The sequence below is a fragment of the Metabacillus lacus genome (assembly GCF_009674805.1).
Lineage (GTDB): Bacteria > Bacillota > Bacilli > Bacillales > Bacillaceae > Metabacillus_C > Metabacillus_C lacus.
In genome coordinates, this window is sequence record NZ_WKKI01000019.1 from 1 (window position 1) to 25,978 (window position 25,978).

Consider the following 25,978-nt stretch of genomic DNA (forward strand, 5'->3'; position numbering starts at 1 on the left):
GGATACTATAACAAAAACCCCTTCTTTGTTATACGATCTTCGGGATAGTATAACAAAAACCCCTGCTTTGTTATACGATATCGAGGATGCTATAACAAACCCCCATACATTGCTATAACAATCACCAAAATCCTATAACAAACCCCCATACATTGCTATAACAATCACCAAAATCCTATAACAAACCTCCATACATTGCTGTAACAATCACCAAAATCCTATAACAAACCCCCACACCATGCTATACAATCACCAAATCCTATAACAAACCCCCATACCATGCTATACGATCACCAAAACTCAATAAATTACCCAAAAACCATATTACAAACCCCCCTCAATATCAAATCCCCCCAATAAACCCCGCCCCAAGAAATCCTCGATTTTCCAAACCGCTCCCCATAGCAATACTTTCCTTATTATAGTAAGCTAACAAGAGTAATGATTTTTGCCTCAGGGTAAGGAGATAATATGATGGCTGCATCTTTGTAGTGCATGAGGGGGAATAGGCTGTGCTTGAGAATAGTGTCGTTATGGTATTGATTATTTTGGTTATTAATATAGTGTATGTTTCTTTTTTTACAATTAGGATGATCCTGACGTTAAAGGGGCAGCGTTATCTGGCTGCTTTTATTAGTACGATTGAGGTTGTGATTTATGTCATCGGGCTTGGCCTGGTGCTGGATAATTTAAATCAGATTCAGAATTTGGCTGCTTATGCAGTGGGTTATGGTATTGGTGTTATCGTGGGGATGAAGATTGAGGAGAAGCTGGCGCTGGGGTATATTACAGTGAATGTGATTTCGACCGAGACGGATAAGGATTTGCCGAAGCTGATTAGGGAGAAGGGATATGGTGTGACGGATTGGGTGGCGAACGGCCTTGAGGGAGACAGGCTTTCCATGCAGATTCTGACGCCGCGTAAGTATGAGCTTCGTTTATACGATACGATTAAGGAGTTTGATCCGAAGGCTTTTATTATTGTGTATGAGCCGAAAAGCATTCATGGCGGTTTTTGGGTGAAAGCAGTGAAGAAAAGGAGAATCAAGGCGTGACAAAAAAACCTGGCAAGCTTAAGTTTGAAGTGGAAGAGCATGAGAGCATAGATGATTGTCTTGCGCGGATGAGCAGTGAGGGCTATATGCCCGTGAGGAGGATGGAGGAACCCATCTTTCAGGAAGTAAAAGAGGATGGAGAAGTGAAGGTAATTCCTTTCGGAAGAAGAATTGTTTTTGAAGGAAAGTTATTGAAAGACGAACAATAGTATGTTAGAGGTAAAGAATGTTCGATTTTTGGTTGACCAGAGCTGCTGAACTTGTTATGATAAATTTATCATATTGAATGAATATCTCATATAATCTTGGGAATACGGCCCATAAGTTTCTACCCGGTTACCATAAATAACTGGACTATGAGAAAGTCACGCAGCCTGTAAATGAGCAGTTTTCTGCTGTTAATTGCCCGGTTTGCATTGCTTTCTCAAGCATGCAGATCCGGGCTTTTTTAATTGGCTGTAAGATGCTTTTTTATATTACAAACGAGGTGAGAGGTATGCAGCCTGTAGTCGGCGTGATAATGGGGAGCAAATCTGATTGGGATACGATGCGTCATGCGTGCGGTGTCCTGGAGGAGCTGCAGATCCCATATGAAAAGAAGGTTGTTTCTGCGCATCGCACTCCTGACTTGATGTTCAGTTATGCTGAAAGTGCCAGGGAGAAGGGAATCAAGGTAATTGTTGCAGGGGCAGGGGGAGCAGCCCATCTGCCGGGAATGGTGGCCGCGAAGACAACTCTTCCGGTGATCGGCGTTCCTGTTCAGACGAGTACACTGAATGGATTGGATTCTCTTTTGTCCATCGTTCAGATGCCGGGGGGAATTCCTGTTGCTACCGTCGCAATTGGCAAAGCAGGGGCTGTAAATGCGGGGCTTCTTGCTGCCGGCATGCTTGGAATAGAAAACGCTGAAGTTGCGGAAAAGCTTGAACATAGAAGAAAGCAGAAAGAAGCAGAAGTACTGGAGAGCAGTGATGAGCTTGTTGAATAAAACTGTTTTGCCGGGAGACACCATTGGAATCATCGGAGGAGGCCAGCTTGGACGGATGATGGCTATTGAAGCCAAGCATATGGGCTACAGGGTTGCGGTTCTTGATCCTGACAGTGACGCGCCTTGCGGAGAAGTTTCCGATATTGTGATAACCGCAGCCTATGATGATCAAGATGCAATTCAGAAGCTGGCAGGTTTGAGCGATGTGGTCACATATGAGTTCGAAAACATCAGCTACACGGCACTTCAGTGGCTGGAAAAGGAAGCTTACTTACCTCAGGGAAGCGAGCTGCTTCTGGTAACACAAGACAGAGAGACAGAAAAACGGTTTATTGAAAACTCAGGCTGTAAAGTGGCGGCATATGAGATTGTAAAAACAGAAAATGAACTTCGGGAAGCTCTAGCTGCATTAGGTTATCCAAGTGTCCTGAAGACCTGCAGAGGCGGCTATGATGGAAAAGGGCAGGCCGTTTTAAAGGGAGTTCATGATATTGAATCTGCAAAAGCCTTGCTGAAGAGCGGTAAGTGCATCCTTGAAAAGTGGGTTCCTTTTGAAAAGGAAATTTCGGTTGTGGCTGTGCGAAGCACAACAGGGGAAACAGCACTGTTTCCGCCGGCAGAAAATGTACATAGAGAGAACATCCTTCATAAAAGCATTGTGCCTGCACCCATTGATGAGGAATTGATGAGCAAAGCGATGGAACAGGCGCTGAAGCTGGTTTCGGCAGTGGAGCTTGCCGGTACGCTTGCGATTGAAATGTTTGTGGCGGATGGAGACATTTATATCAATGAACTTGCGCCGCGCCCGCACAATTCAGGCCATTATACGATGGACCTGTGCGAGACGTCTCAATTTGAACAGCATATCAGGGCGGTATGCGGCCTTCCCCTTGGCAGTACAGCATTGCTGCAGGAAGGCGTGATGGTAAATGTGCTTGGCGAGCATTATGCGGCACTGAAAAATGAGATTTCGTTTTTAAGCGGGGCTAAGCTATACTTGTACGGTAAGAAAGAAAGCAGGGCAAAGAGAAAAATGGGTCATGTGAATTTTACAAGAAAAGCTCTGCAAAAAAATGAAGCTGTTTATAGAAGAATATGGGGTTAAAGAGCGAACGGAGGATGTAACATGATTGAACGTTATACTAGACCTGAAATGGGCAGAATTTGGACGGAAGAAAACAGATTTCAAGCATGGCTTGAGGTAGAGATCCTTGCCTGTGAAGCATGGGCCGAGCTTGGTGTGATTCCTAAAGAGGACACAGAGCTGCTTCGGAAACATGCAACCTTTGATGTAAATAGAATCAAAGAGATAGAAGAAGAAACACGCCATGATGTTGTAGCTTTTACAAGAGCGGTTTCAGAAACTTTGGGGGAAGAGCGCAAATGGGTACATTACGGCCTTACGTCAACAGATGTTGTGGACACAGCTCTTTCTTATCTGCTGAAGCAGGCCAATGACATACTTCTTGCTGATTTGGAGCGTTTTGTTGCTATTTTAAAAGATAAAGCGCAGGAACATAAATATACGGTCATGATGGGACGCACACATGGTGTACATGCTGAACCGACTACATTCGGCCTGAAGCTCGGGCTCTGGTATGAAGAGATGAAGCGAAATCTGGAAAGATTCAGGCATTCAGCTGCAGGGGTTGAATTTGGAAAAATTTCAGGTGCTGTAGGTACCTATGCAAATATAGATCCTTTCGTGGAAGAGTATGTGTGTGAAAAACTCGGTTTGACGGCTGCGCCTATTTCGACACAAACACTGCAGCGTGACCGCCATGCAGATTATATGGCCACACTTGCACTGATTGCTACCAGCATTGAGAAGTTTGCAGTTGAAGTAAGAGGGCTGCAAAAGAGCGAGACCCGGGAAGTGGAAGAGTATTTTGCAAAAGGGCAAAAAGGATCTTCCGCTATGCCGCATAAGCGTAATCCGATTGGCTCTGAAAATATGACGGGCCTTGCCCGTGTGATTCGCGGCTACATGATGACTGCATATGAAAACGTTCCGCTGTGGCATGAACGGGATATTTCCCACTCGTCTGCGGAGCGGATTATCCTGCCTGATGCAACAATTGCGTTGAATTACATGCTGAACCGCTTTGGAAATCTACTTAAAAACCTGACAGTGTATCCTGAGAACATGAAAAGAAACATGGATAAAACACTGGGCCTCATTTACTCACAGCGTGTACTGCTTGCTTTGATTGACAAGGGCATGGCAAGAGAAGAAGCCTACGACATTGTCCAGCCGAAAGCAATGGAATCATGGGAAAGACAAATGCCCTTCCGCGAGCTTCTTGAGGCAGATACAGCCATCACTTCCCGCTTGTCGCCTGAGGACATTGCAGACTGTTTTGATTATCAGTATCACTTGAAGCAGGTTGACTATATCTTTAATAGACTCGGACTTTCATAAGCAGGTGCCCGGCACCTGTTTTTACAAAAAAGGTTCCCAATATTTCGACGTTTGGAGAGGGTAAAGATGCTGACAAAGAGAGAGCTTCTATATGAAGGAAAAGCAAAGAGAATTTATGCCACTGAAGATGATAATCGTTTTATCGTCAGCTACAAGGATGCAGCAACAGCTTTTAACGGTGAGAAGAAAGCAGAGATAAAGGGGAAAGGGCGTTTGAATAATGAGATTTCCTCGCTGCTGTTTACAAAACTTGCAAGTAAAGGGATACAAAATCACTTTGTAGAAAGGCTGTCTGAGACTGAGCAGCTTGTAAGAAAAGTAACCATCATTCCCATTGAAGTGGTTGTCCGAAATATCGTGGCCGGCACACTCTCCAAGCGGCTGGGAATAGAAGAAGGAACAGCGGTGCCGGAGCCGATTACAGAGTACTATTTGAAAAATGATGAGCTCGGCGATCCGCTAATCAATGAAGATCACATTAGATTTTTAAAGATTGCAGATAAGGCTCAGCTGGATGAGATGAAAAAAATTGCACTGGAAGTGAATACACTCCTGCAGGCAATCTTTACTGAATGCGGCGTCAGGCTTGTTGATTTTAAGCTGGAGTTCGGTTTTTCAACGGATGGAAGTGTTCTTCTTGCAGATGAAATCTCGCCTGATACGTGCAGGCTTTGGGACCTCCACACGAATGAAAGATTTGATAAAGATTTGTTTCGCAGAGAGCTTGGCAGTTTAACTCAAGGATATGAAGAGATATTTAAAAGACTAGGGGGATATGAATCATGTACAAAGTAAAGGTTTATGTAACTTTAAGAGAAAGCATCCTTGATCCGCAGGGAGGCGCAGTAAAAGGGGCGCTCCACAGCATGTCGTATACAGAAGTGCAGGATGTAAGAGTCGGTAAATATTTGGAACTTATTCTTGAGGACGATGGCAGAGATCCTGCCGGAGCTGTAAAAGAGATGTGCGAAAAGCTTTTGGCCAACACGGTGATTGAAGATTACCGCTTTGAAATTGAGGAGGCTGTTGCCCAGTGAAGCTTGCTGTCATTGTGTTTCCAGGTTCAAACTGCGATGTGGATATGTATCATGCAGTTGCAGACGTGTTAGGTGAAGAGGCAGAATATGTTTGGCATGACTGCGAAGATCTCAGTGAATTCGACGGCATTTTGCTGCCTGGCGGATTTTCGTATGGAGACTACCTTCGCTCTGGTGCGATTTCACGTTTTTCAAAGGTGATGAAAGAAATTATCAAGGCAGCAGAAGCAGGTAAGCCGGTTCTTGGTGTCTGCAACGGATTTCAGATTCTCCTGGAGGCCGGACTTCTTCCCGGAGCCATGAAAAGAAATAAAAACCTTAAGTTTATTTGCCGGCCGGCAGAGCTGAAAGTACAGAACAGTGAAACGATGTTTACAAACGCCTACTCTCAGGGAGAGATTTTGAACATTCCAGTTGCGCACGGAGAAGGCAACTATTACTGCGATCCGGAAACACTAGCTGAATTAACCAATGAAAACCGCATTGTGTTTACGTATGAAAATAATCTGAATGGAAGCATCAGCAATATTGCCGGAATTATCAATGAAGGAGGCAATGTACTCGGGATGATGCCTCACCCTGAGCGGGCTGTTGAAGAATTGCTGGGAAGCGCTGACGGCCTTGGGCTGTTTCAGTCTATTGTTAAAAATTGGAGGGAATCCTATGTCACTTCTGCTTGAACCCAACACATCGATGATTAAGGAACAGAAGCTGTACAAACAAATGGGGATCAGTGATTCGGAATTTCAGCTGATTGAAGACATTCTTGGCCGTACACCGAACTATACAGAAACAGGCATTTTTTCCGTGATGTGGTCTGAACACTGCAGCTACAAAAATTCAAAACCCATCCTGAAAAAATTTCCTGTTACAGGCGAAAAGGTGCTTCAAGGACCTGGTGAAGGTGCAGGTATTGTTGATATTGGAGACAATCAGGCTGTTGTGTTCAAAATCGAAAGCCATAACCATCCATCTGCCATTGAACCGTATCAAGGTGCAGCCACTGGAGTTGGCGGGATTATCCGCGACGTTTTTTCCATGGGTGCAAGACCAATTGCGCTGCTGAATTCCCTGCGCTTTGGAGAGCTGAAAACGCCGCGGGTGAAATACCTTTTTGAAGAAGTTGTTGCTGGAATTGCCGGCTATGGAAACTGCATCGGCATTCCAACTGTTGGCGGGGAAGTGCAGTTTGATGCTGCATACGACGGTAATCCGCTTGTTAATGCTATGTGTGTCGGTCTGATCAACCATGAGGATATTAAAAAGGGCCAGGCAAAAGGTGTTGGCAACACAGTGATGTACGTTGGAGCAAAAACAGGGCGTGACGGCATCCACGGCGCCACATTTGCATCTGAAGAGCTGAACGAGCAGTCCGACGAGAAGCGTCCGGCGGTACAGGTTGGCGACCCTTTTATGGAAAAGCTTTTGCTTGAGGCGTGCCTCGAGGTCATCAAGTCAGATGCCCTGGTAGGCATTCAGGATATGGGAGCAGCAGGATTAACTAGTTCCTCAGCTGAAATGGCGAGCAAGGCAGGATCCGGAATTGAAATGATTTTGGATGACATTCCTCAGCGTGAGACAGGGATGACAGCTTATGAAATGATGCTGTCTGAATCTCAGGAACGCATGCTGCTTGTTATTGAACGAGGCAGGGAGCAGGAAATCGCAGACATTTTTGAAAAATATGATCTGGAAGCAAAGGCCGTTGGAAAAGTAACAGATGACAAAATGCTGAGACTTTTTCATAAAGGTGAAATGGTCGTGGAAATTCCGGTGGATGCGCTTGCTGAAGAGGCGCCGGTTTATCACCAGCCGTCAGCTGAGCCCCAATATTACCGCGACTTTCAGCAGCAGGAGACAACCGTTCCTCATGTTGAAAACTTGAAGGAAACACTTCTTCAGCTCCTTCAGCAGCCGACGATTGCCAGCAAGGAATGGGTGTATAACCAATACGACTATATGGTAAGAACCAACACTGTGGTAGCGCCTGGATCTGATGCGGCAGTGCTGAGAATCCGCGGCACGAAAAAAGCGCTGGCCATGACAACGGACTGCAACTCCCGCTACATTTATCTTGATCCAAACACTGGCGGAAAAATTGCTGTTGCAGAAGCGGCGCGCAATATTGTTTGTTCCGGAGCTGTTCCATTGGCCATTACAGACTGCCTGAACTATGGAAATCCTGAAAAACCGGAAATCTTCTGGCAGCTTGAGCAGTCAGCTGACGGAATCAGCGATGCATGCCGTAAGCTTGGCACACCGGTTATCGGCGGCAATGTTTCTCTTTACAATGAAACGAACGGCACAGCGGTATATCCGACTCCAGTAATCGGAATGGTTGGGCTGATTGAAGATACAAAGTATATTACCACTCAGTCTTTCAAAGAGGCTGGCGATAGAATATACATGATAGGCGAAACATTGTCAGAGTTTGGCGGCAGCGAGCTTCAAAAGCTGATTGACGGCGCTATTTCCGGCAAAGCTCCCCGCATTGAGCTGGAGGCAGAGCACACAAGGCAGAATCAGCTGCTGCAGGCGATCAGAGAAGGACTTGTCGCTTCTGCGCATGATATTTCAGAGGGCGGCACAGCTGTTGCACTTGCTGAATGCCTGATGGGAACAAAAGGACTTGGCTGCGAGGCGGAGCTCAGCGGAGAAGAAACCGCTGCACTTTTCAGTGAAACTCAATCCAGGTTCATCATTTCGGTAAAATCTGAACACGCGTCTGCTTTTGAGCAGCTTGTGGAAGATGCAAGAAGCATTGGGCAGGTTACTGATACAGGAAACATGGTAGTGACAAATGATGAAGGCAAAGTGCTTATAGAGGCTTCTGCAGAGGAAATGGAAACTGCTTGGAAAGGGGCTATACCGTGCTTGCTGAACTCAAAGGCTTAAACGAAGAATGCGGCGTCTTTGGAATCTGGGGACATCCTGAAGCAGCGCAGATCACTTATTACGGCCTTCACAGCCTGCAGCACAGAGGGCAGGAAGGTGCAGGAATTGTAGTGACTGACGGAGAAAAACTGTCTGCTGTAAAAGGACTCGGGCTTATTACAGAAGTGTTTAACAAAGGGCAGCTGAACAATTTACACGGCAAGGCAGCCATCGGCCATGTGCGCTATGCGACTGCTGGAGGCGGGGGATTTGAGAATGTTCAGCCCCTCCTTTTTCAATCGCAGAGCGGCGGGCTTGCGCTTGCCCATAACGGCAATCTTGTGAATGCAACCAACCTGAAGCATCAAATGGAAAATCAGGGAAGTATTTTTCAAACTACATCAGATACGGAAGTACTTGCTCACTTAATTAAGCGGAGCGGCTACGGAGATTTGAAAAACAGAGTGAAAAATGCACTCACAATGGTGAAGGGCGCATATGCGTTTATCATTATGACTGAAACGGAAATGATTGTGGCACTGGATCCCAACGGCCTTCGTCCCCTTTCATTAGGCAGAGTCGGAGATGCTTATGTGGTTGCCTCGGAAACATGCGCGTTTGATATCACCGGAGCAGTGTATGAACGCGATGTTCAGCCTGGTGAGATTCTGATTATCAACGATGAAGGCATCACCTCTGAGCGCTTTTCCATGAACATAAACAGAGCGATCTGCAGCATGGAATATATTTATTTTTCCCGTCCTGACAGCAATATAGATGGTTTAAATGTTCATACTGCCAGGAAAAACCTCGGCAAACAGCTGGCATTGGAAGCACCGGTAGAAGCGGACGTTGTAACGGGTGTGCCGGATTCCAGTATTTCTGCAGCTATCGGGTTTGCAGAGACTTCAGGCATTCCTTATGAGCTGGGACTGATTAAAAACCGCTATGTTGGCCGTACCTTTATTCAGCCTTCACAGGCGCTGAGAGAGCAAGGCGTGAAGATGAAGCTGTCCGCGGTCAGGGGCGTTGTGGAAGGCAAGCGCGTCGTGATGGTGGATGACTCGATTGTCAGGGGAACAACGAGCAGGCGGATCGTGTCCATGCTGCGGGAAGCAGGCGCAAAAGAAGTTCATGTCAGAATCAGTTCACCGCCTATCAGCAATCCTTGTTTTTACGGAATAGATACTTCTACTCACGAGGAATTGATCGCTTCTTCCCACAGTCCTGAAGAAATCCGCCAGCTGATTGGAGCGGATACACTGACATTTTTAAGTGTGGAGGGGCTTCTTGATGGAATTGGAAGGCCTTATCCTGATCAAAACAGGGGGCAGTGCCTGGCTTGCTTTACAGGAAAATATCCAACGGAAATTTATTCAGACACGCTGCTGCCTTACCAGAAGGCTTAGAATAGAGGAGGAAAGAGAATGTCGAATGCATATAAGCAGGCCGGTGTAGATATTGAGGCGGGCTATGAAGCAGTATCGCGCATGAAAAAGCACGCAGCAAGAACAATGCGGGCAGGAGCTATGGGAGCCCTCGGAGGTTTTGGAGGCATGTTTGATCTGTCTTCGTTAAACTATAGGAATCCGGTTCTAGTTTCAGGAACAGACGGGGTAGGCACGAAGCTTAAGCTTGCATTTCAAATGGACAGCCACAGCACCATCGGAATAGATGCCGTTGCTATGTGTGTCAACGATATCCTCGCTCAAGGGGCTGAACCGCTCTTTTTTCTGGACTATCTGGCGGTAGGGAAAGCTGTACCGGAGAAATTAGAAGAAATCGTCAAGGGAGTTGCAGACGGATGCGAACAAGCAGGGTGTGCGCTGATTGGCGGAGAAACAGCGGAAATGCCCGGCCTTTATCAGGAAGATGAATATGATATTGCGGGATTTGCTGTCGGAGCAGTTGAGAAAGAAAATATCATTTCAGGTGATAGAATAGAAGAAGGGCAGCTGCTGATTGGCCTGAGTTCAAGCGGCCTTCACAGCAACGGATACTCTCTTGTCAGAAAAATTCTGCTGGAAGATCATCTTCTGAATCTGAATGAAGTATATGCTCCGCTTCAACAGCCTCTTGGCTCTGTTCTGCTGCAGCCGACAAGAATTTATGTTGAAGCTGTGAAGCCGCTGCTAGAGCAAAAGCTCATTGCAGGAATGGCACACATTACAGGCGGAGGCTTTCTTGAAAATATTCCAAGGATGCTGCCGGATGGGCTGAGCGCAGAGATTGACTACGGTTCCTGGCCGGTTCCTCCTATTTTCGATTTTCTTGAGGAAAAAGGACAGCTTTCTAAAGAAGAAATGTTTAATGTCTTTAATATGGGCATTGGCTTTGTATTGGCTGTTCGCGAGGAAGACTTTCAAAAAGTCATTACCTCACTCCAACAGAATGGTGAAAAAGCATATTTGATCGGCAGAATCAAAAGCGGAAGCGGCATAACATTTGGCGGCGGATCTCTGATATGAACAAAATTGCAGTATTTGCTTCCGGGAGCGGATCAAATTTCCAAGCCATCGCAGATGCTGTTAAAAGCGGCTCAATACAAGCTGAGATTGTGCTGCTTGTTAGTGACAAGCCGGAATCTTTGGCAGTAGGCAGAGCGAGGCAGGAAGGTATTCCCGTATTTGCTTTCGATCCGAAGAATTATGATAATAAACGAGAATTTGAGACTGAGATATTAACAGAATTAAGAAACAGAGGGGCGGAATTGCTCGTCCTGGCAGGCTATATGAGGTTGATTGGGGAAGTGCTGCTGAGTGGTTACGGCGGAAACATTATCAATCTGCATCCTTCCCTGCTTCCTTCTTTTCCGGGAAAGGATGCGATTGGCCAGGCCGTTGCAGCAGGTGTCAAAGTTACCGGCGTAACCATTCATTATGTTGATGAAGGAATGGACACAGGTCCGATTATTGCCCAGGAGGCTTTACCGGTACTGAAAGAGGATAATGCTCAATCTCTTGCCGCGCGTATTCATGACATAGAACACAAGCTGTACCCTGCAGTGATCTCTGAGCTGCTTGAAAAAAAATACCGAGGTGACGTACATGGCAATTCAACGGGCATTAATAAGCGTTTCGGATAAAACTAACCTGGTTCCTTTTGTAAAGGAGCTTGTTTCCATGGGAGTACAGGTGATTTCAACAGGAGGAACGAAATCCCTGCTTGAAAAAGAAGGCCTTCAAGTTCTCGGTGTATCTGAAGTAACCGGTTTTCCGGAAATCATGGATGGCCGTGTCAAAACACTGCATCCTTCTATTCACGGAGGGCTTCTTGCTGTCAGAAGCAACACCGGACATATGAGCCAGCTTGCTGAAAACAGCATTGAAACCATTGACCTGGTTGTTGTAAATCTTTATCCGTTTAAAGAAACGATTTCAAAGAATTCTGTAACCGACGAAGAAGCAATTGAGAATATTGATATTGGCGGACCATCCATGCTGAGAGCAGCGGCGAAAAACTATCGTGACGTTACGGTTGTGGCAGATCCGGAAGACTATCCTGCCGTTCTTCAGCAGATCCGCGAAAATGGAGATGTATCAGAAGAGATGAAGCTCATGCTTTCTGCTAAAGTATTCAGGCACACGGCAGCTTATGATGCACTCATCGCTGAATATATGACAAATCTTGCAAAAGAAGAATCGCCTGAAAGCATCACAGTTACATATGAAAAGCAGCAGTCCCTCCGCTACGGGGAGAATCCGCATCAAAAAGCAACTTTTTACCGAACACCTTTAAAAACGTCGGGCTCTCTTGTAGAAGCAAAACAGCTTCACGGCAAAGAACTATCCTACAATAACATTAGAGATGCGGATGCGGCTGTTGCTATCGTCAGCGAGTTCAATGAGCCTGCTGCTGTTGCCGTTAAGCATATGAATCCGTGCGGCGTTGGTACAGGGGAAGATATTTTCACAGCTTATTCGCTCGCTTACGAAGCGGATCCCACTTCCATTTTCGGCGGCATTGTCGCATTAAACCGCGAAGTAGACTACAAAACAGCTGAAAAACTGCATGAAATTTTTCTCGAAATCATCATTGCACCGGGCTTTACAGATGAAGCAATGAGCTTGTTGAGCCAAAAGAAGAACATCAGGCTCTTGTCACTTGAAATCAATGGCAAAGGAAGCAGCCAGAAGCAGCTGACTTCTGTGCAGGGAGGCCTCCTGATTCAGGAAGAAGACAGCCTTACGCTTGAAGGCATTGATGTGATGGTTCCGACGAAACGGGAGCCGTCCGAAGAAGAGTGGAAAGATTTGAAGCTTGCCTGGAGAGTCGTAAAACACGTAAAATCCAACGCGATTGTTCTGGCCAAAAACGAAATGACCATCGGCATTGGTGCCGGGCAGATGAACAGGGTTGGTGCGGCTAAAATTGCCATTGAACAGGCAGCTGAAAAAGGACAGGGAAGCGCGCTTGCATCAGACGCATTCTTCCCAATGTCTGATACGGTTGAAGCAGCTGCAAAAGCAGGTGTAACAGCGATAATCCAGCCTGGCGGCTCCATTCGCGATGACGAATCCATCCGCATGGCAGACGAATACGGCATTACAATGGTCTTTACAGGCGTGCGCCACTTTAAACACTAAAACAATGGAGTGATAACATGAAATTGCTTGTGATTGGACGCGGTGGAAGAGAACACAGCATTGTGGAGACTCTCTCGAGAAGCGGGCATGAGGTATTCGCAGCGCCTGGAAATGATGGAATGAATGCGAAGCTGGTACCCCTGCAGGAAGAGCAAAATGAAGAGCTTGCTGCATTTGCAAAGGAAAACAGAATTGACCTGACAATTGTCGGCCCGGAAGTTCCTTTGCTGAATGGAATTGTTGATTATTTTCAGCAGAAAGGTCTTCTCATCTTCGGCCCTTCGAAAAAGGCAGCCATGATGGAAGGCAGCAAGCAGTTCGCAAAAGATCTTATGCTGAAGCATGGCATTCCAACAGCAGGCTACCAAACCTTTACAAACTTTGAAGAAGCCAAAGCACATATTGAAAAAGAAGGGGCTCCTATTGTGATAAAAGCGGACGGGCTGGCAGCAGGCAAGGGTGTAACTGTGGCCATGACAGTGGAAGAGGCAGTCAGCAGTGCCCGCGAAATGCTGACGGAGCAGAAATTTGGCAGTGCCGGCACCAAAATTGTCATTGAGGAGTTTCTGGAAGGAGAAGAATTTTCCTTCATGTGTCTTGTAAATGGAAGCAAGGTATATCCGCTGGCCATTGCGCAGGACCATAAACGGGCTTTCGACGGCGATTCTGGTCCGAACACAGGCGGAATGGGAGCTTATTCACCTGTGCCACAAATCAGCAGCGACATCACAGAGGAAGCTCTCCAGCATATCCTGATGCCAACAGCGGCTGCCCTTGAAACAGAGGGAACGCCTTTTACCGGAGTACTGTACGCGGGTCTTATGCTGACAAAAGAGGGACCAAAAGTAATCGAATTTAACGCCAGATTCGGGGATCCAGAAACACAGGTCGTACTCCCGAGACTCAAAAGTGATCTCGCAGAAGTACTCATTGCTGTCCTAAAAGGCGATGATGTTCAATTGGACTGGGATGAGAGAGCAGCAGTCGGGGTAGTCATGGCAGCACAAGGCTATCCGGGAGAATACCAAAAGGGGATTGAACTCGGATCGCTTCAGCTGAGCAGCAGTGAAGCAATGCTGTTTCACAGCGGCACTAAGCGTGAAGGTGAAAAATTTCTATCCACCGGAGGAAGAGTATTTTCTGTCACAGCACTGGGGGAAACCATTGAAGCTGCCAGAAAAACAGCCTATGGGGCAATTGAGGAAACTCAAGCAAAAGGCCTCTTCTGCCGAACAGACATTGGAAAAAAGGCGCTCAAGTCTTCCGTTTCTTGATAAACGCAAAAAACAAAGCAACAATGCTCCCGATTAAAGCAATAAAAACAAAAGCCATATCTGTCACATATTCAGAAAACAATGACGATCACTCCATTCCGTTAAGGCTGTCTTAGAGAATATCTCTGGCGGCCCTTTTTTTGTTTGGTGTGCTGGGGCTGAGCGTTTTTGTGCTGGGAAAAAGGCTGAAATGCAGATTTCGTAGCACGTGATGCGATTTTGTTCTACTATCTTGGCTGAAACGCGAGATGCTATAACAAAAGGTGGGTCTTTGTTCTACTATCGAGCTGGATGCTATAACAAAGTGAGCGTCTTTGTTCTACTATGCGCGAGATACTATAATAAAGTGAGCGTTTTTGTTCTACTATGTGCGAGATACTATAATAAAGTGAGCGTTTTTGTTCTACTATGTGCGAGATACTATAACAAATTGGGCGTCTTTGTTCTACTATGTGCGAGATACTATAACAAAGAGAGCATTTTTGTTCTACTATCTTGGCTAAAACGCCAGATACTATAACAAAGTGAATCCCCGGCAAATTCGCGAATCCCCCGGCAATCCCCCAAGTACGGACCATCCCACAAGCCCAGTAACGCTATATTGAAGAAGCCGGCGCTAGCCGCCAGCTTCCCCAGTCTGTTTATTCTGTTTGGTGCTGTCCAGAATTGGAGTAATCTTTTGCATTGCTTTTTTCAAATAGATACGTCATCGGGCAGAATCGGAGAATTCCTTCGCCCACTTTCATGGCGCCCATCATCATGATGAAGACATAGCTGTCTTTAAATGGGTTTTTAGTGTATTTTGCAGTAGACCAGGCAAGCATTGTCAGGCCGAATGTGATTCGTATTAAGGAGTTGGCAATTCCAATGTTAGGTTTTAACATGTGCATTCATCCCTTCAGTTAGAAGATTTCAAAAAAATGTAACTTTCTTTAATGCGTTAATGTCCTTAGTGTGCTAGTATTAAGAAAACAGCTGATGTTTACAGAGGGAGGTAACTACATGTCCCAATCTGTCTTCTATTGGAAAGGCAAAGAAATCAGAGAGCAGATTGATATTGTATCGAATAAATCGGCACCGAATCTTGTTTTAGAAAATGCAACATATCTGAATTCATTTTTAAAAAGCTGGGAAACGGCTAATATCTGGATACACAAAGGCCGAATCATTTACGTTGGGCCTGATATGCCCCCGCCCGCAGAGAGCACAGAAGTTACAGACTGCAGAGGCAGGTACTTGGTTCCAGGATATATAGAGCCGCATGCCCATCCTTTTCAATTATATAATCCCCAATCGCTTGCAGAGTATGTGTCACAGTATGGAACAACCACATTGATTAATGACAACTTGTTTCTGCTTTTATATTGCGATAAAAAGAAAGCGCTTACTTTGCTTGATGCGTTTCAAAGCAGTCCCCTTCATATGTTTTGGTGGGCAAGGTTAGATTTACAGACCGAAATTCCGCGTGAAGATTTGCTGTTAACGCTGGATTATATGAAGGCTTGGATTCAACATGACAGTGTTATTCAAGCGGGCGAGCTGACCGGCTGGCCGAAGCTTCTTGATGGGGATGATCTGCTGCTGCAGTGGATTTGTGAGACCAAGCAGCAGAGAAAGCGTATTGAAGGCCATTTTCCAGGGGCTTCTCCACGCACCTTAACGAAGATGAAGCTGTTCGGAGCAGATTGCGATCATGAAGCAATGACCGGGGAAGAAGTGCGGGAAAGGCTTGCGCAGGGTTATCATGTTTCGCTCCGCCATTCTTCCATCAGGCCGGATCTTCCCAAGCTGCTTGATGAAATGAAAAACTGCGGTATTCATCATTATGAACAAATCATGTTTACAACTGACGGCTCCACGCCGCTGTTTTATGAAGACGGAATGACGAATAAAATGATTTCAATTGCGCTTGAAAAAGGTATTGATCCGATAACTGCTTATCATATGGCCTCCTTTCATATTGCGCGCTATTATGGAATCGACCATATGCTGGGTGCGATTGCGCCAGGCCGTTCAGCGAACATCAACATATTGGAATCGCCGGAAATTCCACTTCCCCTGTCAGTCCTCTCAAAAGGACAATGGATGAAAAAAGCGGGAAAAAAACAAGAAAGCACCTCAGCAATCAGGTGGAGTGATCACAGTCTGGGGAAGATGGAGCTGAATTGGGAGCTTCGGGGAGATGATCTGCAGTTTTCCATGCCGCTGGGACTGAAAATGAGAAATTCGGTAATAATGGAGCCCTATTCTGTCACGATTGACAGCTCGCTTGAGGAGCTGTCAGAGGAGCATGATGAATCATTTTTGTCGCTTCTTGACCGTAAAGGAGAGTGGCGGGTCAATACCGTGCTCAAAGGATTTGCCAGTTCCATATCCGGTTTTGCCAGCTCTTATTCAACAACGGGAGATATCCTCCTGATTGGCAAAAAGAAGAGCGACATGCTGCTGGCTTTTCAGCGGATGAAGGAGCTGGGCGGCGGGATTGTTCTTGTGGAGGACGGCGCAACGATTTTTGAATTGGCGCTTGTGATTAATGGTGGTGCATCTGATGAAAATCTCCCTGCGTTAATTTCCAAAACGAAAGAACTCGGAACGCTGCTCAGAGAGCGGGGATACAGATTTGAGGATCCTGTTTACACCTTGCTGTTCCTGTCTTCAACGCATCTTCCCTACTTGAGAATCACACCGAGGGGGATTTATGATGTGATGAAAAAAACAATTCTCTTTCCATCGATAATGCGTTAAAATAGAAAAGTAACAGTATACTAGGATAGGGTAAGCAAACATGAAAAAAACTTATACAATAATCATGATTTCCATGCTGTTTTTGCTCGCTGGCTGCAAGGAGGCCGGAGATGTGCCCCTGTCCAGATTTATAAGCGGCAAGGAAGATCAGGCGAACACGGTGGCTAAAGCGGAGAAACAGCCGTTTCCTTTAACCGGAATTGCGGGAGAAGGAGACATGAATAACCGTCCAGTTGCAGTTATATTGAATAACCACCCTGCTGCACGCCCGCAGTCCGGCCTGGAACAGGCTGACCTGATTTATGAAGTGCTTGCAGAAGGCGGAATTACAAGGTTTATTGCTATTTATCAAAGCTCTATGCCGGAAACAGTCGGACCTATCCGAAGCGCCAGGGATTATCATATTGAACTCGCTAACGGATATCAGTCCTTGTTTATCAGCCATGGATGGAGTCCGGGAGCCAGGCAGCTGCTGGAGTCAGGAAAAGCAGACTATTTAAACGGGCTGTTTTATGATGGAACGCTATTTTGGAGAACGCAGCACAGAAAGGCGCCTCACAATTCGTACACTTCATTTGAACATATTAAGACGGGCATGCTTGAAAATAAATATGAGCAGCAGATGAAAGTGGAACCGCTTTTATTTGCCAAAGAAAGAAAACATGAAGAAGCCGTGAGTGCCCATAAGGTGGATATTCATTATGGAAGCGATGAGTTTAATGTCACTTATGATTATGATCCAGGGCAGAAGTATTACACGCGGTGGAACGGTCCAAAGCAGACAATTGATGAAAATACAAAAAATATCATACACATTCACAATATATTTATTGCAGAAATGAACCATAAAGTCATAGATGATCAGGGACGGAGGAAGATCGATCTGCTGTCAGGCGGAAGGGGTCTTCTCCTTCAGGAAGGGACCGTGCTTGAGACGTCCTGGAAAAACAAAGATGGCAGAATTCTTCCCGTTAGCGATGGAGAAGTTCTCCCGTTGCTTCCCGGCAGGACCTGGATCAACATCGTTCCTGATTTGACCTCAATTAAAATTCGATAAACAGCAGAAGGAGAAATGAACAATGCAAATAGAAAAACTGAGAGGAAAAGAGCTCGATCAGCTTTTTTCTGCAGTCCTTTCGTTAAAAGACCTTGAAGAGTGCTATCGTTTTTTTGATGATTTGTGTACAGTAAATGAAATTCAGTCGCTGGCACAGCGCCTTGAAGTAGCAAGAATGCTGAGCGACGGCTTTACTTACCACAAAATAGAAACGGAAACAGGTGCCAGCACAGCGACCATTTCCCGCGTAAAGCGATGCCTGAACTACGGAAATGATGCTTATCAAATGGCGCTGGAGCGCGTGCAGGAAGAACAGTCTGAAAGCAAGTAAAACCCCGGACAGAGAGAAAATCTCTGTCTTTTTTTATTGTTGGAAAAGTGACTGCAGAAGATTTTTGCCCGTACTGCGACCTTTAGAAAACCCCCGCTTTTTACCTGCCTGCAAAAGATGTTTCCGCTTATGGATTTTGATATAATATTGTAATGGTTATGTGAATGGAGGAATATAGAGTATGTACGATGTTCGCGAGTGGAAGCACGTGTTTAAGCTTGATCCGGACAAGGAGATCAGCGATGAGCATTTAGAGCTTATCTGCGAATCGGGCACGGATGCAGTGATTGTGGGCGGCAGCGATAATATAACGCAGGACAATGTGCTGCAGCTGATGTCAAGAATACGCCGTTATTTGGTGCCTTGCGTTCTTGAGGTATCAACGATAGAATCGATTATTCCAGGTTTTGACCTGTATTTTATCCCTTCAGTCATAAACAGCAGCAGTCCGCAATGGATCTTGGGGCTTCACAAGGATGCGGTCAAAGAGTTCGGTGAACTGATGGACTGGAACGAAATTGTGGTGGAAGGGTACTGCATTCTCAATGAAGATTGCAAAGCAGCTGCGTTAACTGCAGCTGATACAAATTTAAGTTATGAAGATATTAAGGCATATGCAACTGTTGCCGAAAAAATATTTCAGCTTCCGGTTTTCTATTTGGAGTACAGCGGAGCTTTTGGTGATTTAGAGGCTGTGAAGGCAGCGAAAAGCGGACTTGAGAACACGGCGCTTTTTTACGGCGGCGGCATTTCAACAAAAGAGCAGGCTGAGGCTGCAGGAGAGCATGCCGATACAATTGTTGTTGGAAATATTATTTACACAAACATCAAAGCGGCCCTTTCAACAGTAGGGGCAGTAAAGAAGTAATTGCAAAAGCATAAGGAAATCCGATAAAATAGAACATATGTTTGAAAACAGGCGGTGGAATAATCATGCAATCACTATCAAATACTTTGCTGGCCGGGCTGAATGAGCGCCAGCAGGAAGCGGTAAAAACAACTGACGGACCTCTGCTGATTATGGCAGGGGCAGGAAGCGGAAAAACGAGAGTGCTTACACATCGCATAGCCTATTTAATGGCTGAAAAGCATGTCGCGCCTTGGAACATTCTCGCGATTACCTTTACGAATAAAGCAGCCAGAGAAATGAGAGATAGAATTCACAGAATTCTTGGGCAGGGCGGAGATGACATCTGGATTTCCACTTTTCACTCCATGTGTGTGCGGATTTTACGAAGAGATATTGACAGAATCGGCATCAACCGCAATTTTACAATCCTTGACTCCGCTGATCAGCTCTCCGTTGTGAAATCTATATTGAAAGACAGAAACATTGATCCCAAAAAATTTGAACCCCGCGGCATTCTTGGATCCATCAGCAGTGCGAAAAATGAACTGATTGAGCCGGAGGAGTATGAAAAAGCTGCAGGCGGTATGTACGAGCAGATGGTCAGCGATGTGTACAAAGATTATCAAAAGAAACTCCGCAAAAATCAGTCTCTGGATTTTGACGATCTGATCATGTCCACCATCACCCTGTTTAAGCGCGTCCCGGAAGTGCTGGAGTTTTATCAGCGCAAGTTTCAGTACATTCATGTGGATGAGTATCAGGATACAAACCGGGCGCAGTACATGCTTGTAAAGCTGATGGCACAGAGATTCCAAAACCTTTGCGTAGTGGGGGATTCCGATCAGTCTATCTACAGATGGCGCGGTGCTGATATTGCCAATATCCTTTCTTTTGAAAAAGACTATCCCAGTGCCAGCGTCATCCTGCTTGAGCAAAACTACCGCTCAACAAAGCGGATCCTGCACGCTGCCAACGAAGTGATTAAAAACAACTCCAACAGAAAAGTGAAAAATCTTTGGACAGACAATCTTGAAGGAAGCAAAATCAATTATTACCGCGCAGACAGCGAATCGTCCGAGGGACAGTTTGTTGCGGGAAAAATTAAAGAAATTTGTGAAAATGGAAGCCGCAAGCTTTCTGATGTAGCGATACTATACAGAACCAATGCACAGTCCCGTGTAATCGAGGAAGTACTTCTAAAATCCAATATTAACTACAAGATAGTCGGCGGCATCAAGTTCTATGACCGAAAAGAGATCAAAGATCTGCTGGCATATCTGCGCCTGATTGCCAACCCAGACGATGATATCAGCCTTGCCAGGATTGTGAATACACCTAAGCGCGGTGTCGGCGCGACCTCTCTTGATAAAATTGCTGCATATGCTGCGGCCCAGGGCCTTTCCCTGTTTCAGGCACTTCATGAGCTGGAACAGATTGGAGTTAGTGCAAGAGTAGTGAATGCCCTGTCAGATTTCAGGGACATGGTGAACCATTTTACAGCCATGCAGGATTACCTCTCGGTGACAGAGCTGACTGAGGAAATTCTTGATAAAACCGGCTACAGAGAAATGCTGAAAACAGAAAAAACTATTGAAGCCCAAAGCAGGCTTGAAAATATTGACGAGTTTTTATCCGTTACCCAGAACTTTGAAAAGCAAAATGAGGATAAGAGCCTTGTGGCATTTTTGACCGATCTTGCGCTTGTAGCCGATATTGACAAGCTGGAAGAGGACGAGTCAGGCAAGCAGGAAGGTATTGTCCTGATGACCCTTCACGCTGCGAAAGGGCTGGAGTTTCCGGTTGTCTTTTTAATGGGACTGGAAGAAGGAGTATTCCCTCACAGCCGCTCCCTGATGGAAGAAGATGAGATGGAGGAAGAGCGCCGTCTTGCATACGTGGGAATCACAAGAGCGGAGCAGGAGCTCTATATCACTAACGCACAGATGAGAACATTGTTCGGGCGGACCAACATGAACCCTGAATCCAGATTTATTTCTGAAATACCAGAGGATTTATTGGAGAACTTAAATACAAAGAAAAGCCTGTTTTCTACTTTCTCCCCTGCTGCAGCACAGCGCAATCAAAGAAGGGCAGCATCTTCTCCTTCCAGACATGTTCCAGGCCCAACCGGCGGCAATGAGGCAGAATGGGCTGTCGGCAGCAAAGCTGAACACAAAAAGTGGGGAACCGGCACGGTTGTGAGTGTCAAAGGAGAGGGAGAGGGAACAGAGCTTGATATTGCATTCCCGAGCCCGGTCGGCATCAAAAGGCTGCTGGCTAAATTTGCTCCTATTAAAAAAGTGTAGCAGTAGAGAAAGGACAGAAGCGAAATGGACAAAGACGCCGTAATTTCAAGAGTAAACGAACTGCATGAACTGCTGAACCAATATAATTATGAATACCATGTGCTGGATAAGCCGAGTGTTCCGGATTCTGAATATGACCGGTTATTAAATGAGCTCGTAAAGTACGAGGCTGAACACCCTGAGCTTAGAACACCATACTCCCCGACTCAGCGCGTAGGCGGAGAGATATTGGAAGGTTTTCAAAAAGTAGAGCACCGAACGCCGATGCTCAGCCTTGGCAATGCGTTCAATGAGCAGGATTTAAGAGATTTTGACCGCAGAGTGAGGCAGGCCATTCCTGAGGAAGTCCACTATATGGTTGAACTGAAAATCGATGGCCTTGCAGTTTCTTTGCGCTATGAAAATGGCTCCTTTGTTCAAGGTGCAACAAGGGGAGACGGAAATATCGGCGAGGATATTACCGAAAATTTAAAAACAATTCGTTCCATTCCGCTGAAGCTGAAACAAAATCTCACAATGGAGGTTCGCGGCGAGGCCTTTATGCCAAAACGCAGCTTTGAAGCGCTGAATGAAGCAAAAATTGAAAATGGTGAAGAACCGTTTGCCAATCCGCGCAATGCGGCAGCCGGCTCTCTCCGTCAGCTTGATCCGAAAATTGCAGCGAAACGAAATCTCGATATTTTCGTCTATAGTATTGCAGACCTTGGTGAAACAGGTGTCACCATGCAAAGCGGCGGTCTCGACCTTCTTGGTGAACTGGGTTTTAAAGTCAACCCGGAACGGACCAGACGGGAATCCATCGATGAAGTGATCAGTCTCATTGAGGCGTTTACGGAAAGAAGGCATCTGCTTCCTTATGAAATCGACGGACTTGTGATCAAAGTTGATTCTCTCCAGCAGCAGGAGCGGCTTGGCTACACAGCAAAAAGCCCGCGCTGGGCAATTGCCTATAAATTCCCTGCCGAGGAAGTCATGACAAAGCTGATTGATATTCAGCTCAATGTCGGCAGAACCGGTGTAATTACACCAACGGCAATACTCGATCCTGTTAGAATTGCCGGTACAACAGTGCAGCGAGCTTCCCTTCACAATGAGGACTTGATTCGCGAAAAAGACATCAAAATAGGCGACTATGTAATTGTGAAAAAAGCGGGCGATATTATTCCTGAGGTCGTTAACGTGATGGAAGAGCACAGAACCGGTGATGAACTGGAGTTTCAGATGCCCACACATTGTCCTGAGTGTGAAAGCGAGCTGGTCAGAATTGAGGGGGAAGTTGCGCTCCGCTGCATGAATCCCCAGTGTCCTGCCCAAATTCGTGAAGGCCTGATTCACTTTGTGTCCAGAAATGCCATGAATATAGAAGGTCTTGGTGAAAGAGTCATTGCCCAGCTGTTTCAAAATCATCTCATCAAAGATGTGGCTGATTTGTACAAGCTGACGCGGGAGCAGCTGCTGGCGATGGAGCGGATGGGAGAAAAGTCCACTGAAAATCTGCTGAACGCCATAGACAGGTCCAAAGGGAATTCACTGGAAAAGCTGCTGTTCGGCCTGGGAATCCGCCATGTCGGAGCAAAGGCTGCAAAAACACTTGCCCAGGAATTTGAGACTATGGAAGCATTGCAATCAGCAGGAAGAGATGAGATTATTGCCATTAATGAAATCGGGGAAAAAATGGCTGATGCCATTGTCACGTTTTTTGAACTCCCTGAAGCCGCAGAATTAATCGGGGAACTCCGCCGTTTAGGTGTGAACATGGAATATAAAGGACCGAGGCAGACTGCGGGCAATGAAGCTGATTCAGATTCATATTTTGCTGGAAAAACCGTTGTGCTGACAGGCAAGCTTGAGGTGATGTCCAGAAATGAAGCAGCAGAGCAGATTGAAGCGCTCGGCGGCAAAGTGACTGGAAGCGTAAGCAAGAGCACCGATCTTCTTGTTGCCGGAGAAGCAGCAGGAAGCAAGCTCTCCAAGGCACAAAGCTTAAATATAGAGATATGGGATGAAGAGAGACTCCTGACGGAATTAAAGAAATAAGAGGAGTGGCATAAAAAAGTGAAAAAATTATTAACTTTGGTGCTTGCGGGCTCAGTGCTGCTGAGCGCCTGTACACCAAATTTCGGGGATCAAGATGAAGTGATTCAGACGGAAGAAAATTCTGCCGAACAGGCAATCATCCCTAAGTACAATATTTCAGATGATTATTATAAAATGATTCTTCCGTTTGCTCCCGGGCAGGCGCGCGGGCTTGTTGCCAAAAACCTGAATACCAGGCTTGATATCGATGAATTTGAAACAGGGCTGATGAGAATTGCCAAAGATATTTTTCCCCCTGAAAATGACCAGTATCTGTATCAGGAGGGGCAGTATATCGACAGAAGCACAATCTCCAGCTGGTTGAGCCGCAAGCTTGAGGGTGAGGATTTGAAGGCGGCGGAGGAAAAGGCGGAGCAGGGAAACAGCACATTTCAAAATGCCGGTTTGAATCCTCCTGCGCTGACTGAGGGAACAGCAAAGGAACGAAATGAACAAAGCCCCATTTACCTGGCCCACATCCTTGAGCATAACTATCTTGTGAAGAAAAATGAAAACACGGTGGAGCTTGGCGGGGTCGTCATCGGCCTGGCTCTTAACTCCACACATTATTACAGACAGGAAGACGACTATGCGCGGCAGGTAGACATCTCCCCTGAAAAGCTAAGAGAAGAAGGGGAAAAGATGGCTGCCGAGGTAGTGAAGCGTGCCCGCAGCATGGACGGCCTTGAAAACATTCCAATTGTAGTAGCACTGTACCAAACAGCGGAAAAATCTTCAATTGTGCCGGGTCACTTTATTGCAAAAGCTGAAGCCAAGGCTGGAAGCAGCGACCTGGGCAGATGGGACAACATCGATGAAGAGTACCACTTCTTCCCGTCTCCGGAGGCAACTTCAGCTTACCGCGATGATGCAGCAAAATTTGAAAGATTCAAAGGCGATATAGATGAGTACTTTCCTAACTATACGGGAGTGATTGGAAAAGCCTACTATCGCGGAGGACAGCTCGAAACACTAAAAGTAGACATTCCCATGCAGTTTTATGGCAAAGCCGAGGTCATTGCCTTTACTCAGTATGTATCCGGAAAAATCATGGAGCACTTCCCGGATTACATCTCTCTTGAAGTCAACATCTCCTCAACGGCAGGACAGGAATCCTTAATTGTCCGCAATCCGGGACAAGAAAAGCCGACGGTCCATATATATCAATAGAAACCTGACGGGTCACCATCAAGACGATGGGCCCGTTTTTTTCATTTAACCGGATTTCTCTTTGATGAATTCGCACCAACCAAGGAAGCAAATTTAGGGATACAGATTAAGCTTTTCGGCCAGATAGGCGTAGAAATTCCGCTTAACCTGGGAATATCTTCAAAGAACCCCCTAATAGCCGGAGATATTTCGCCTATGAACCCGAAAAGTTATAAAAGTGAGGCTTTTCAATGAGTTAACCGGAAATCCTTCCCTTAAATAGCCTGAAATGGTTGGATTTTTTCATTTAACCGGAATGTGTCCGCTTATTTACTTTGGTGAGTCCACCTTAAACCAGAAATCCAGCTAGGGAGCCGGTTCAAGCTCTTCGGCCAGCAAATAGGCGTAGAAATTCCGCTTAATCTGAAAATATCTTCAAAGAACCCCCTAATAGCCGGAGATATTCCGCCTATGAACCTGAAAAGCTATAAAAATGAGGCTTTTCAATGAGTTAACCGGAAATCCTTCCCTTAAATAGCCTGAAATGGTTGGGTTTTTTCATTTAACCGGAACTCGTCCGCTTATTTACTTTGGTGAGTCCAAAATCCAGTAGGGAGCGGGTTCAAGCTCTTCGGCCAACAAATAGGCGTAGAAATTCCGCCTATGGACCTGAAAAGCTATAAAAATGAGGCTTTTCAATGAGTTAATCGGAAATCCTTCCCTTAAATAGCCTGAAATGGTTGGATTTTTTCATTTACCGGAATGTGTCCGCTTATTTACTTTGGTGAGTCCAAAATCCAGCTAGGCACCCTGTTCAAGCTCTTCAGCCAGCAAATAGGCGGAGAAATTCCGCCTATGGACCTGAAAAGCTATAAATATGAGGCTTTTCAATGAGTTAACCGGAAATCCTTCCCCTTAAAAAGCCAAAAATGATTGGTTTTTTTCATTTACCGGAATGTGTCCGCTTATTTACTTTGGTGAGTCCAAAATCCAGCTAGGCAGCCTGTTCAAGCTCTTCAGCCAGCAAATAGGCGGAGAAATTCCGCCTATGAACCTGAAAAGCTATAAAAGTGAGGCTTTTCAATGAGTTAACCGGAAATCCTTCCCTTAAAAAGTCAATAATGATTTGGTTTTTGCATTTAACCGGAATACGTCCGCTTATTATCATCGGCCGTTCCCTGCAGATAACAACATGGATAAGCCTCGCCAACCGTACATGCCTTGCACT

General features: G+C 45.8%; 23 protein-coding genes and 1 riboswitch. Of the genes, 21 read left to right on the top strand and 2 right to left on the bottom strand.

Annotated elements, in window-relative coordinates; genetic code table 11:
* The first annotated feature begins 533 nt into the window (after positions 1-533).
* The 14 genes from GJU40_RS10990 (at position 534) to purD (ending at position 14,236) form a co-directional block, all read left to right on the top strand.
* Complete coding sequence (locus GJU40_RS10990; protein WP_154307853.1) at positions 534-1,055, top strand: DUF2179 domain-containing protein; 522 nt, start codon at positions 534-536, stop codon at positions 1,053-1,055.
* Complete coding sequence (locus tag GJU40_RS10995; protein WP_343031519.1) at positions 1,052-1,264, top strand: NETI motif-containing protein; 213 nt, start codon at positions 1,052-1,054, stop codon at positions 1,262-1,264. Before GJU40_RS10990 ends, GJU40_RS10995 begins: the two co-directional genes overlap by 4 nt.
* A gap of 66 nt (positions 1,265-1,330) precedes the next feature.
* Positions 1,331-1,432: riboswitch (purine riboswitch) on the top strand.
* A gap of 119 nt (positions 1,433-1,551) precedes the next feature.
* The gene (gene purE / locus GJU40_RS11000; RefSeq protein WP_154307812.1) at positions 1,552-2,043 is read left to right on the top strand and encodes a 5-(carboxyamino)imidazole ribonucleotide mutase; all 492 of its coding nucleotides are present in this window, start codon (positions 1,552-1,554) and stop codon (positions 2,041-2,043) included.
* Positions 2,027-3,148 (top strand): 5-(carboxyamino)imidazole ribonucleotide synthase, encoded by a 1,122-nt coding sequence (gene purK, locus GJU40_RS11005; RefSeq protein WP_154307813.1) that lies wholly within the window; start codon positions 2,027-2,029, stop codon positions 3,146-3,148. The genes purE and purK overlap by 17 nt, the downstream gene beginning before the upstream one ends.
* A 21-nt stretch (positions 3,149-3,169) precedes the next feature.
* On the top strand, positions 3,170-4,465 hold the full coding sequence (purB, locus tag GJU40_RS11010; RefSeq protein WP_154307814.1) for an adenylosuccinate lyase: 1,296 nt from the start codon (positions 3,170-3,172) through the stop codon (positions 4,463-4,465).
* A 66-nt stretch (positions 4,466-4,531) separates the two neighbouring features.
* Positions 4,532-5,260: a phosphoribosylaminoimidazolesuccinocarboxamide synthase gene (gene purC, locus GJU40_RS11015; protein WP_246188344.1), complete on the top strand. Its 729-nt coding sequence runs from the start codon at positions 4,532-4,534 to the stop codon at positions 5,258-5,260.
* Positions 5,248-5,502, top strand: coding sequence for a phosphoribosylformylglycinamidine synthase subunit PurS (gene purS / locus GJU40_RS11020; RefSeq protein ID WP_154307815.1), 255 nt, complete (start codon positions 5,248-5,250; stop codon positions 5,500-5,502). The genes purC and purS overlap by 13 nt, the downstream gene beginning before the upstream one ends.
* Positions 5,499-6,182 (top strand): phosphoribosylformylglycinamidine synthase subunit PurQ, encoded by a 684-nt coding sequence (gene purQ / locus GJU40_RS11025; protein ID WP_343031521.1) that lies wholly within the window; start codon positions 5,499-5,501, stop codon positions 6,180-6,182. Before purS ends, purQ begins: the two co-directional genes overlap by 4 nt.
* Complete coding sequence (purL, locus tag GJU40_RS11030; protein ID WP_154307816.1) at positions 6,166-8,397, top strand: phosphoribosylformylglycinamidine synthase subunit PurL; 2,232 nt, start codon at positions 6,166-6,168, stop codon at positions 8,395-8,397. Before purQ ends, purL begins: the two co-directional genes overlap by 17 nt.
* Positions 8,373-9,785: an amidophosphoribosyltransferase gene (purF, locus tag GJU40_RS11035; RefSeq protein WP_343031522.1), complete on the top strand. Its 1,413-nt coding sequence runs from the start codon at positions 8,373-8,375 to the stop codon at positions 9,783-9,785. The genes purL and purF overlap by 25 nt, the downstream gene beginning before the upstream one ends.
* A gap of 18 nt (positions 9,786-9,803) precedes the next feature.
* Positions 9,804-10,844: a phosphoribosylformylglycinamidine cyclo-ligase gene (gene purM, locus GJU40_RS11040; RefSeq protein WP_154307818.1), complete on the top strand. Its 1,041-nt coding sequence runs from the start codon at positions 9,804-9,806 to the stop codon at positions 10,842-10,844.
* Positions 10,841-11,461 (top strand): phosphoribosylglycinamide formyltransferase, encoded by a 621-nt coding sequence (purN, locus tag GJU40_RS11045; RefSeq protein WP_154307819.1) that lies wholly within the window; start codon positions 10,841-10,843, stop codon positions 11,459-11,461. The genes purM and purN overlap by 4 nt, the downstream gene beginning before the upstream one ends.
* Positions 11,424-12,962 (top strand): bifunctional phosphoribosylaminoimidazolecarboxamide formyltransferase/IMP cyclohydrolase, encoded by a 1,539-nt coding sequence (purH, locus tag GJU40_RS11050; RefSeq protein WP_154307820.1) that lies wholly within the window; start codon positions 11,424-11,426, stop codon positions 12,960-12,962. The genes purN and purH overlap by 38 nt, the downstream gene beginning before the upstream one ends.
* Before the next feature lie 17 nt (positions 12,963-12,979).
* Positions 12,980-14,236 (top strand): phosphoribosylamine--glycine ligase, encoded by a 1,257-nt coding sequence (gene purD, locus GJU40_RS11055; RefSeq protein WP_154307821.1) that lies wholly within the window; start codon positions 12,980-12,982, stop codon positions 14,234-14,236.
* On the opposite strand, the gene GJU40_RS21360 is transcribed toward purD, so the two are convergent.
* Complete coding sequence (locus GJU40_RS21360; RefSeq protein WP_343031527.1) at positions 14,217-14,294, bottom strand: EYxxD motif small membrane protein; 78 nt, start codon at positions 14,292-14,294, stop codon at positions 14,217-14,219. The genes purD and GJU40_RS21360 overlap by 20 nt on opposite strands.
* Positions 14,295-14,877: 583 nt before the next feature.
* Positions 14,878-15,120: a YgaP family membrane protein gene (locus GJU40_RS11060; RefSeq protein WP_154307822.1), complete on the bottom strand. Its 243-nt coding sequence runs from the start codon at positions 15,118-15,120 to the stop codon at positions 14,878-14,880.
* A gap of 118 nt (positions 15,121-15,238) precedes the next feature.
* Between GJU40_RS11060 and GJU40_RS11065 the strand changes: the two genes are divergently transcribed.
* From GJU40_RS11065 to GJU40_RS11095, 7 genes are all read left to right on the top strand, one after another.
* Positions 15,239-16,981, top strand: coding sequence for an adenine deaminase C-terminal domain-containing protein (locus tag GJU40_RS11065; RefSeq protein ID WP_154307855.1), 1,743 nt, complete (start codon positions 15,239-15,241; stop codon positions 16,979-16,981).
* A gap of 40 nt (positions 16,982-17,021) precedes the next feature.
* Positions 17,022-18,038 (top strand): DUF3048 domain-containing protein, encoded by a 1,017-nt coding sequence (locus GJU40_RS11070; protein ID WP_154307823.1) that lies wholly within the window; start codon positions 17,022-17,024, stop codon positions 18,036-18,038.
* A gap of 22 nt (positions 18,039-18,060) precedes the next feature.
* Complete coding sequence (locus tag GJU40_RS11075; protein ID WP_154307824.1) at positions 18,061-18,369, top strand: YerC/YecD family TrpR-related protein; 309 nt, start codon at positions 18,061-18,063, stop codon at positions 18,367-18,369.
* Between the two features lie 181 nt (positions 18,370-18,550).
* Positions 18,551-19,237: a heptaprenylglyceryl phosphate synthase gene (gene pcrB, locus GJU40_RS11080; protein ID WP_154307825.1), complete on the top strand. Its 687-nt coding sequence runs from the start codon at positions 18,551-18,553 to the stop codon at positions 19,235-19,237.
* A gap of 65 nt (positions 19,238-19,302) precedes the next feature.
* Positions 19,303-21,525, top strand: coding sequence for a DNA helicase PcrA (pcrA, locus tag GJU40_RS11085; protein ID WP_154307826.1), 2,223 nt, complete (start codon positions 19,303-19,305; stop codon positions 21,523-21,525).
* A 24-nt stretch (positions 21,526-21,549) separates the two neighbouring features.
* The gene (gene ligA / locus GJU40_RS11090; protein WP_154307827.1) at positions 21,550-23,562 is read left to right on the top strand and encodes an NAD-dependent DNA ligase LigA; all 2,013 of its coding nucleotides are present in this window, start codon (positions 21,550-21,552) and stop codon (positions 23,560-23,562) included.
* 18 nt (positions 23,563-23,580) lie between these two features.
* Entirely contained in the window at positions 23,581-24,771 is a 1,191-nt protein-coding gene (locus GJU40_RS11095) for a CamS family sex pheromone protein (RefSeq protein WP_343031523.1), read from the top strand.
* The last annotated feature ends 1,207 nt before the right edge of the window (positions 24,772-25,978 follow it).

Excerpts from the sequence above, each read along its gene's own strand:
- GJU40_RS10990 (WP_154307853.1), top strand. The coding sequence starts at position 534 with ATGGTATTGATTATTTTGGTTATTAATATAGTGTATGTTTCTTTTTTT.
- purE (WP_154307812.1), top strand. The coding sequence starts at position 1,552 with ATGCAGCCTGTAGTCGGCGTGATAATGGGGAGCAAATCTGATTGGGAT.
- purK (WP_154307813.1), top strand. The coding sequence starts at position 2,027 with ATGAGCTTGTTGAATAAAACTGTTTTGCCGGGAGACACCATTGGAATC.
- purB (WP_154307814.1), top strand. The coding sequence starts at position 3,170 with ATGATTGAACGTTATACTAGACCTGAAATGGGCAGAATTTGGACGGAA.
- purC (WP_246188344.1), top strand. The coding sequence starts at position 4,532 with ATGCTGACAAAGAGAGAGCTTCTATATGAAGGAAAAGCAAAGAGAATT.
- purS (WP_154307815.1), top strand. The coding sequence starts at position 5,248 with ATGTACAAAGTAAAGGTTTATGTAACTTTAAGAGAAAGCATCCTTGAT.
- purL (WP_154307816.1), top strand. The coding sequence starts at position 6,166 with ATGTCACTTCTGCTTGAACCCAACACATCGATGATTAAGGAACAGAAG.
- purM (WP_154307818.1), top strand. The coding sequence starts at position 9,804 with ATGTCGAATGCATATAAGCAGGCCGGTGTAGATATTGAGGCGGGCTAT.
- purN (WP_154307819.1), top strand. The coding sequence starts at position 10,841 with ATGAACAAAATTGCAGTATTTGCTTCCGGGAGCGGATCAAATTTCCAA.
- purH (WP_154307820.1), top strand. The coding sequence starts at position 11,424 with ATGGCAATTCAACGGGCATTAATAAGCGTTTCGGATAAAACTAACCTG.
- purD (WP_154307821.1), top strand. The coding sequence starts at position 12,980 with ATGAAATTGCTTGTGATTGGACGCGGTGGAAGAGAACACAGCATTGTG.
- GJU40_RS21360 (WP_343031527.1), bottom strand. The coding sequence starts at position 14,294 with ATGGCTTTTGTTTTTATTGCTTTAATCGGGAGCATTGTTGCTTTGTTT.
- GJU40_RS11060 (WP_154307822.1), bottom strand. The coding sequence starts at position 15,120 with ATGTTAAAACCTAACATTGGAATTGCCAACTCCTTAATACGAATCACA.
- GJU40_RS11065 (WP_154307855.1), top strand. The coding sequence starts at position 15,239 with ATGTCCCAATCTGTCTTCTATTGGAAAGGCAAAGAAATCAGAGAGCAG.
- GJU40_RS11070 (WP_154307823.1), top strand. The coding sequence starts at position 17,022 with ATGAAAAAAACTTATACAATAATCATGATTTCCATGCTGTTTTTGCTC.
- GJU40_RS11075 (WP_154307824.1), top strand. The coding sequence starts at position 18,061 with ATGCAAATAGAAAAACTGAGAGGAAAAGAGCTCGATCAGCTTTTTTCT.
- pcrB (WP_154307825.1), top strand. The coding sequence starts at position 18,551 with ATGTACGATGTTCGCGAGTGGAAGCACGTGTTTAAGCTTGATCCGGAC.
- pcrA (WP_154307826.1), top strand. The coding sequence starts at position 19,303 with ATGCAATCACTATCAAATACTTTGCTGGCCGGGCTGAATGAGCGCCAG.
- ligA (WP_154307827.1), top strand. The coding sequence starts at position 21,550 with ATGGACAAAGACGCCGTAATTTCAAGAGTAAACGAACTGCATGAACTG.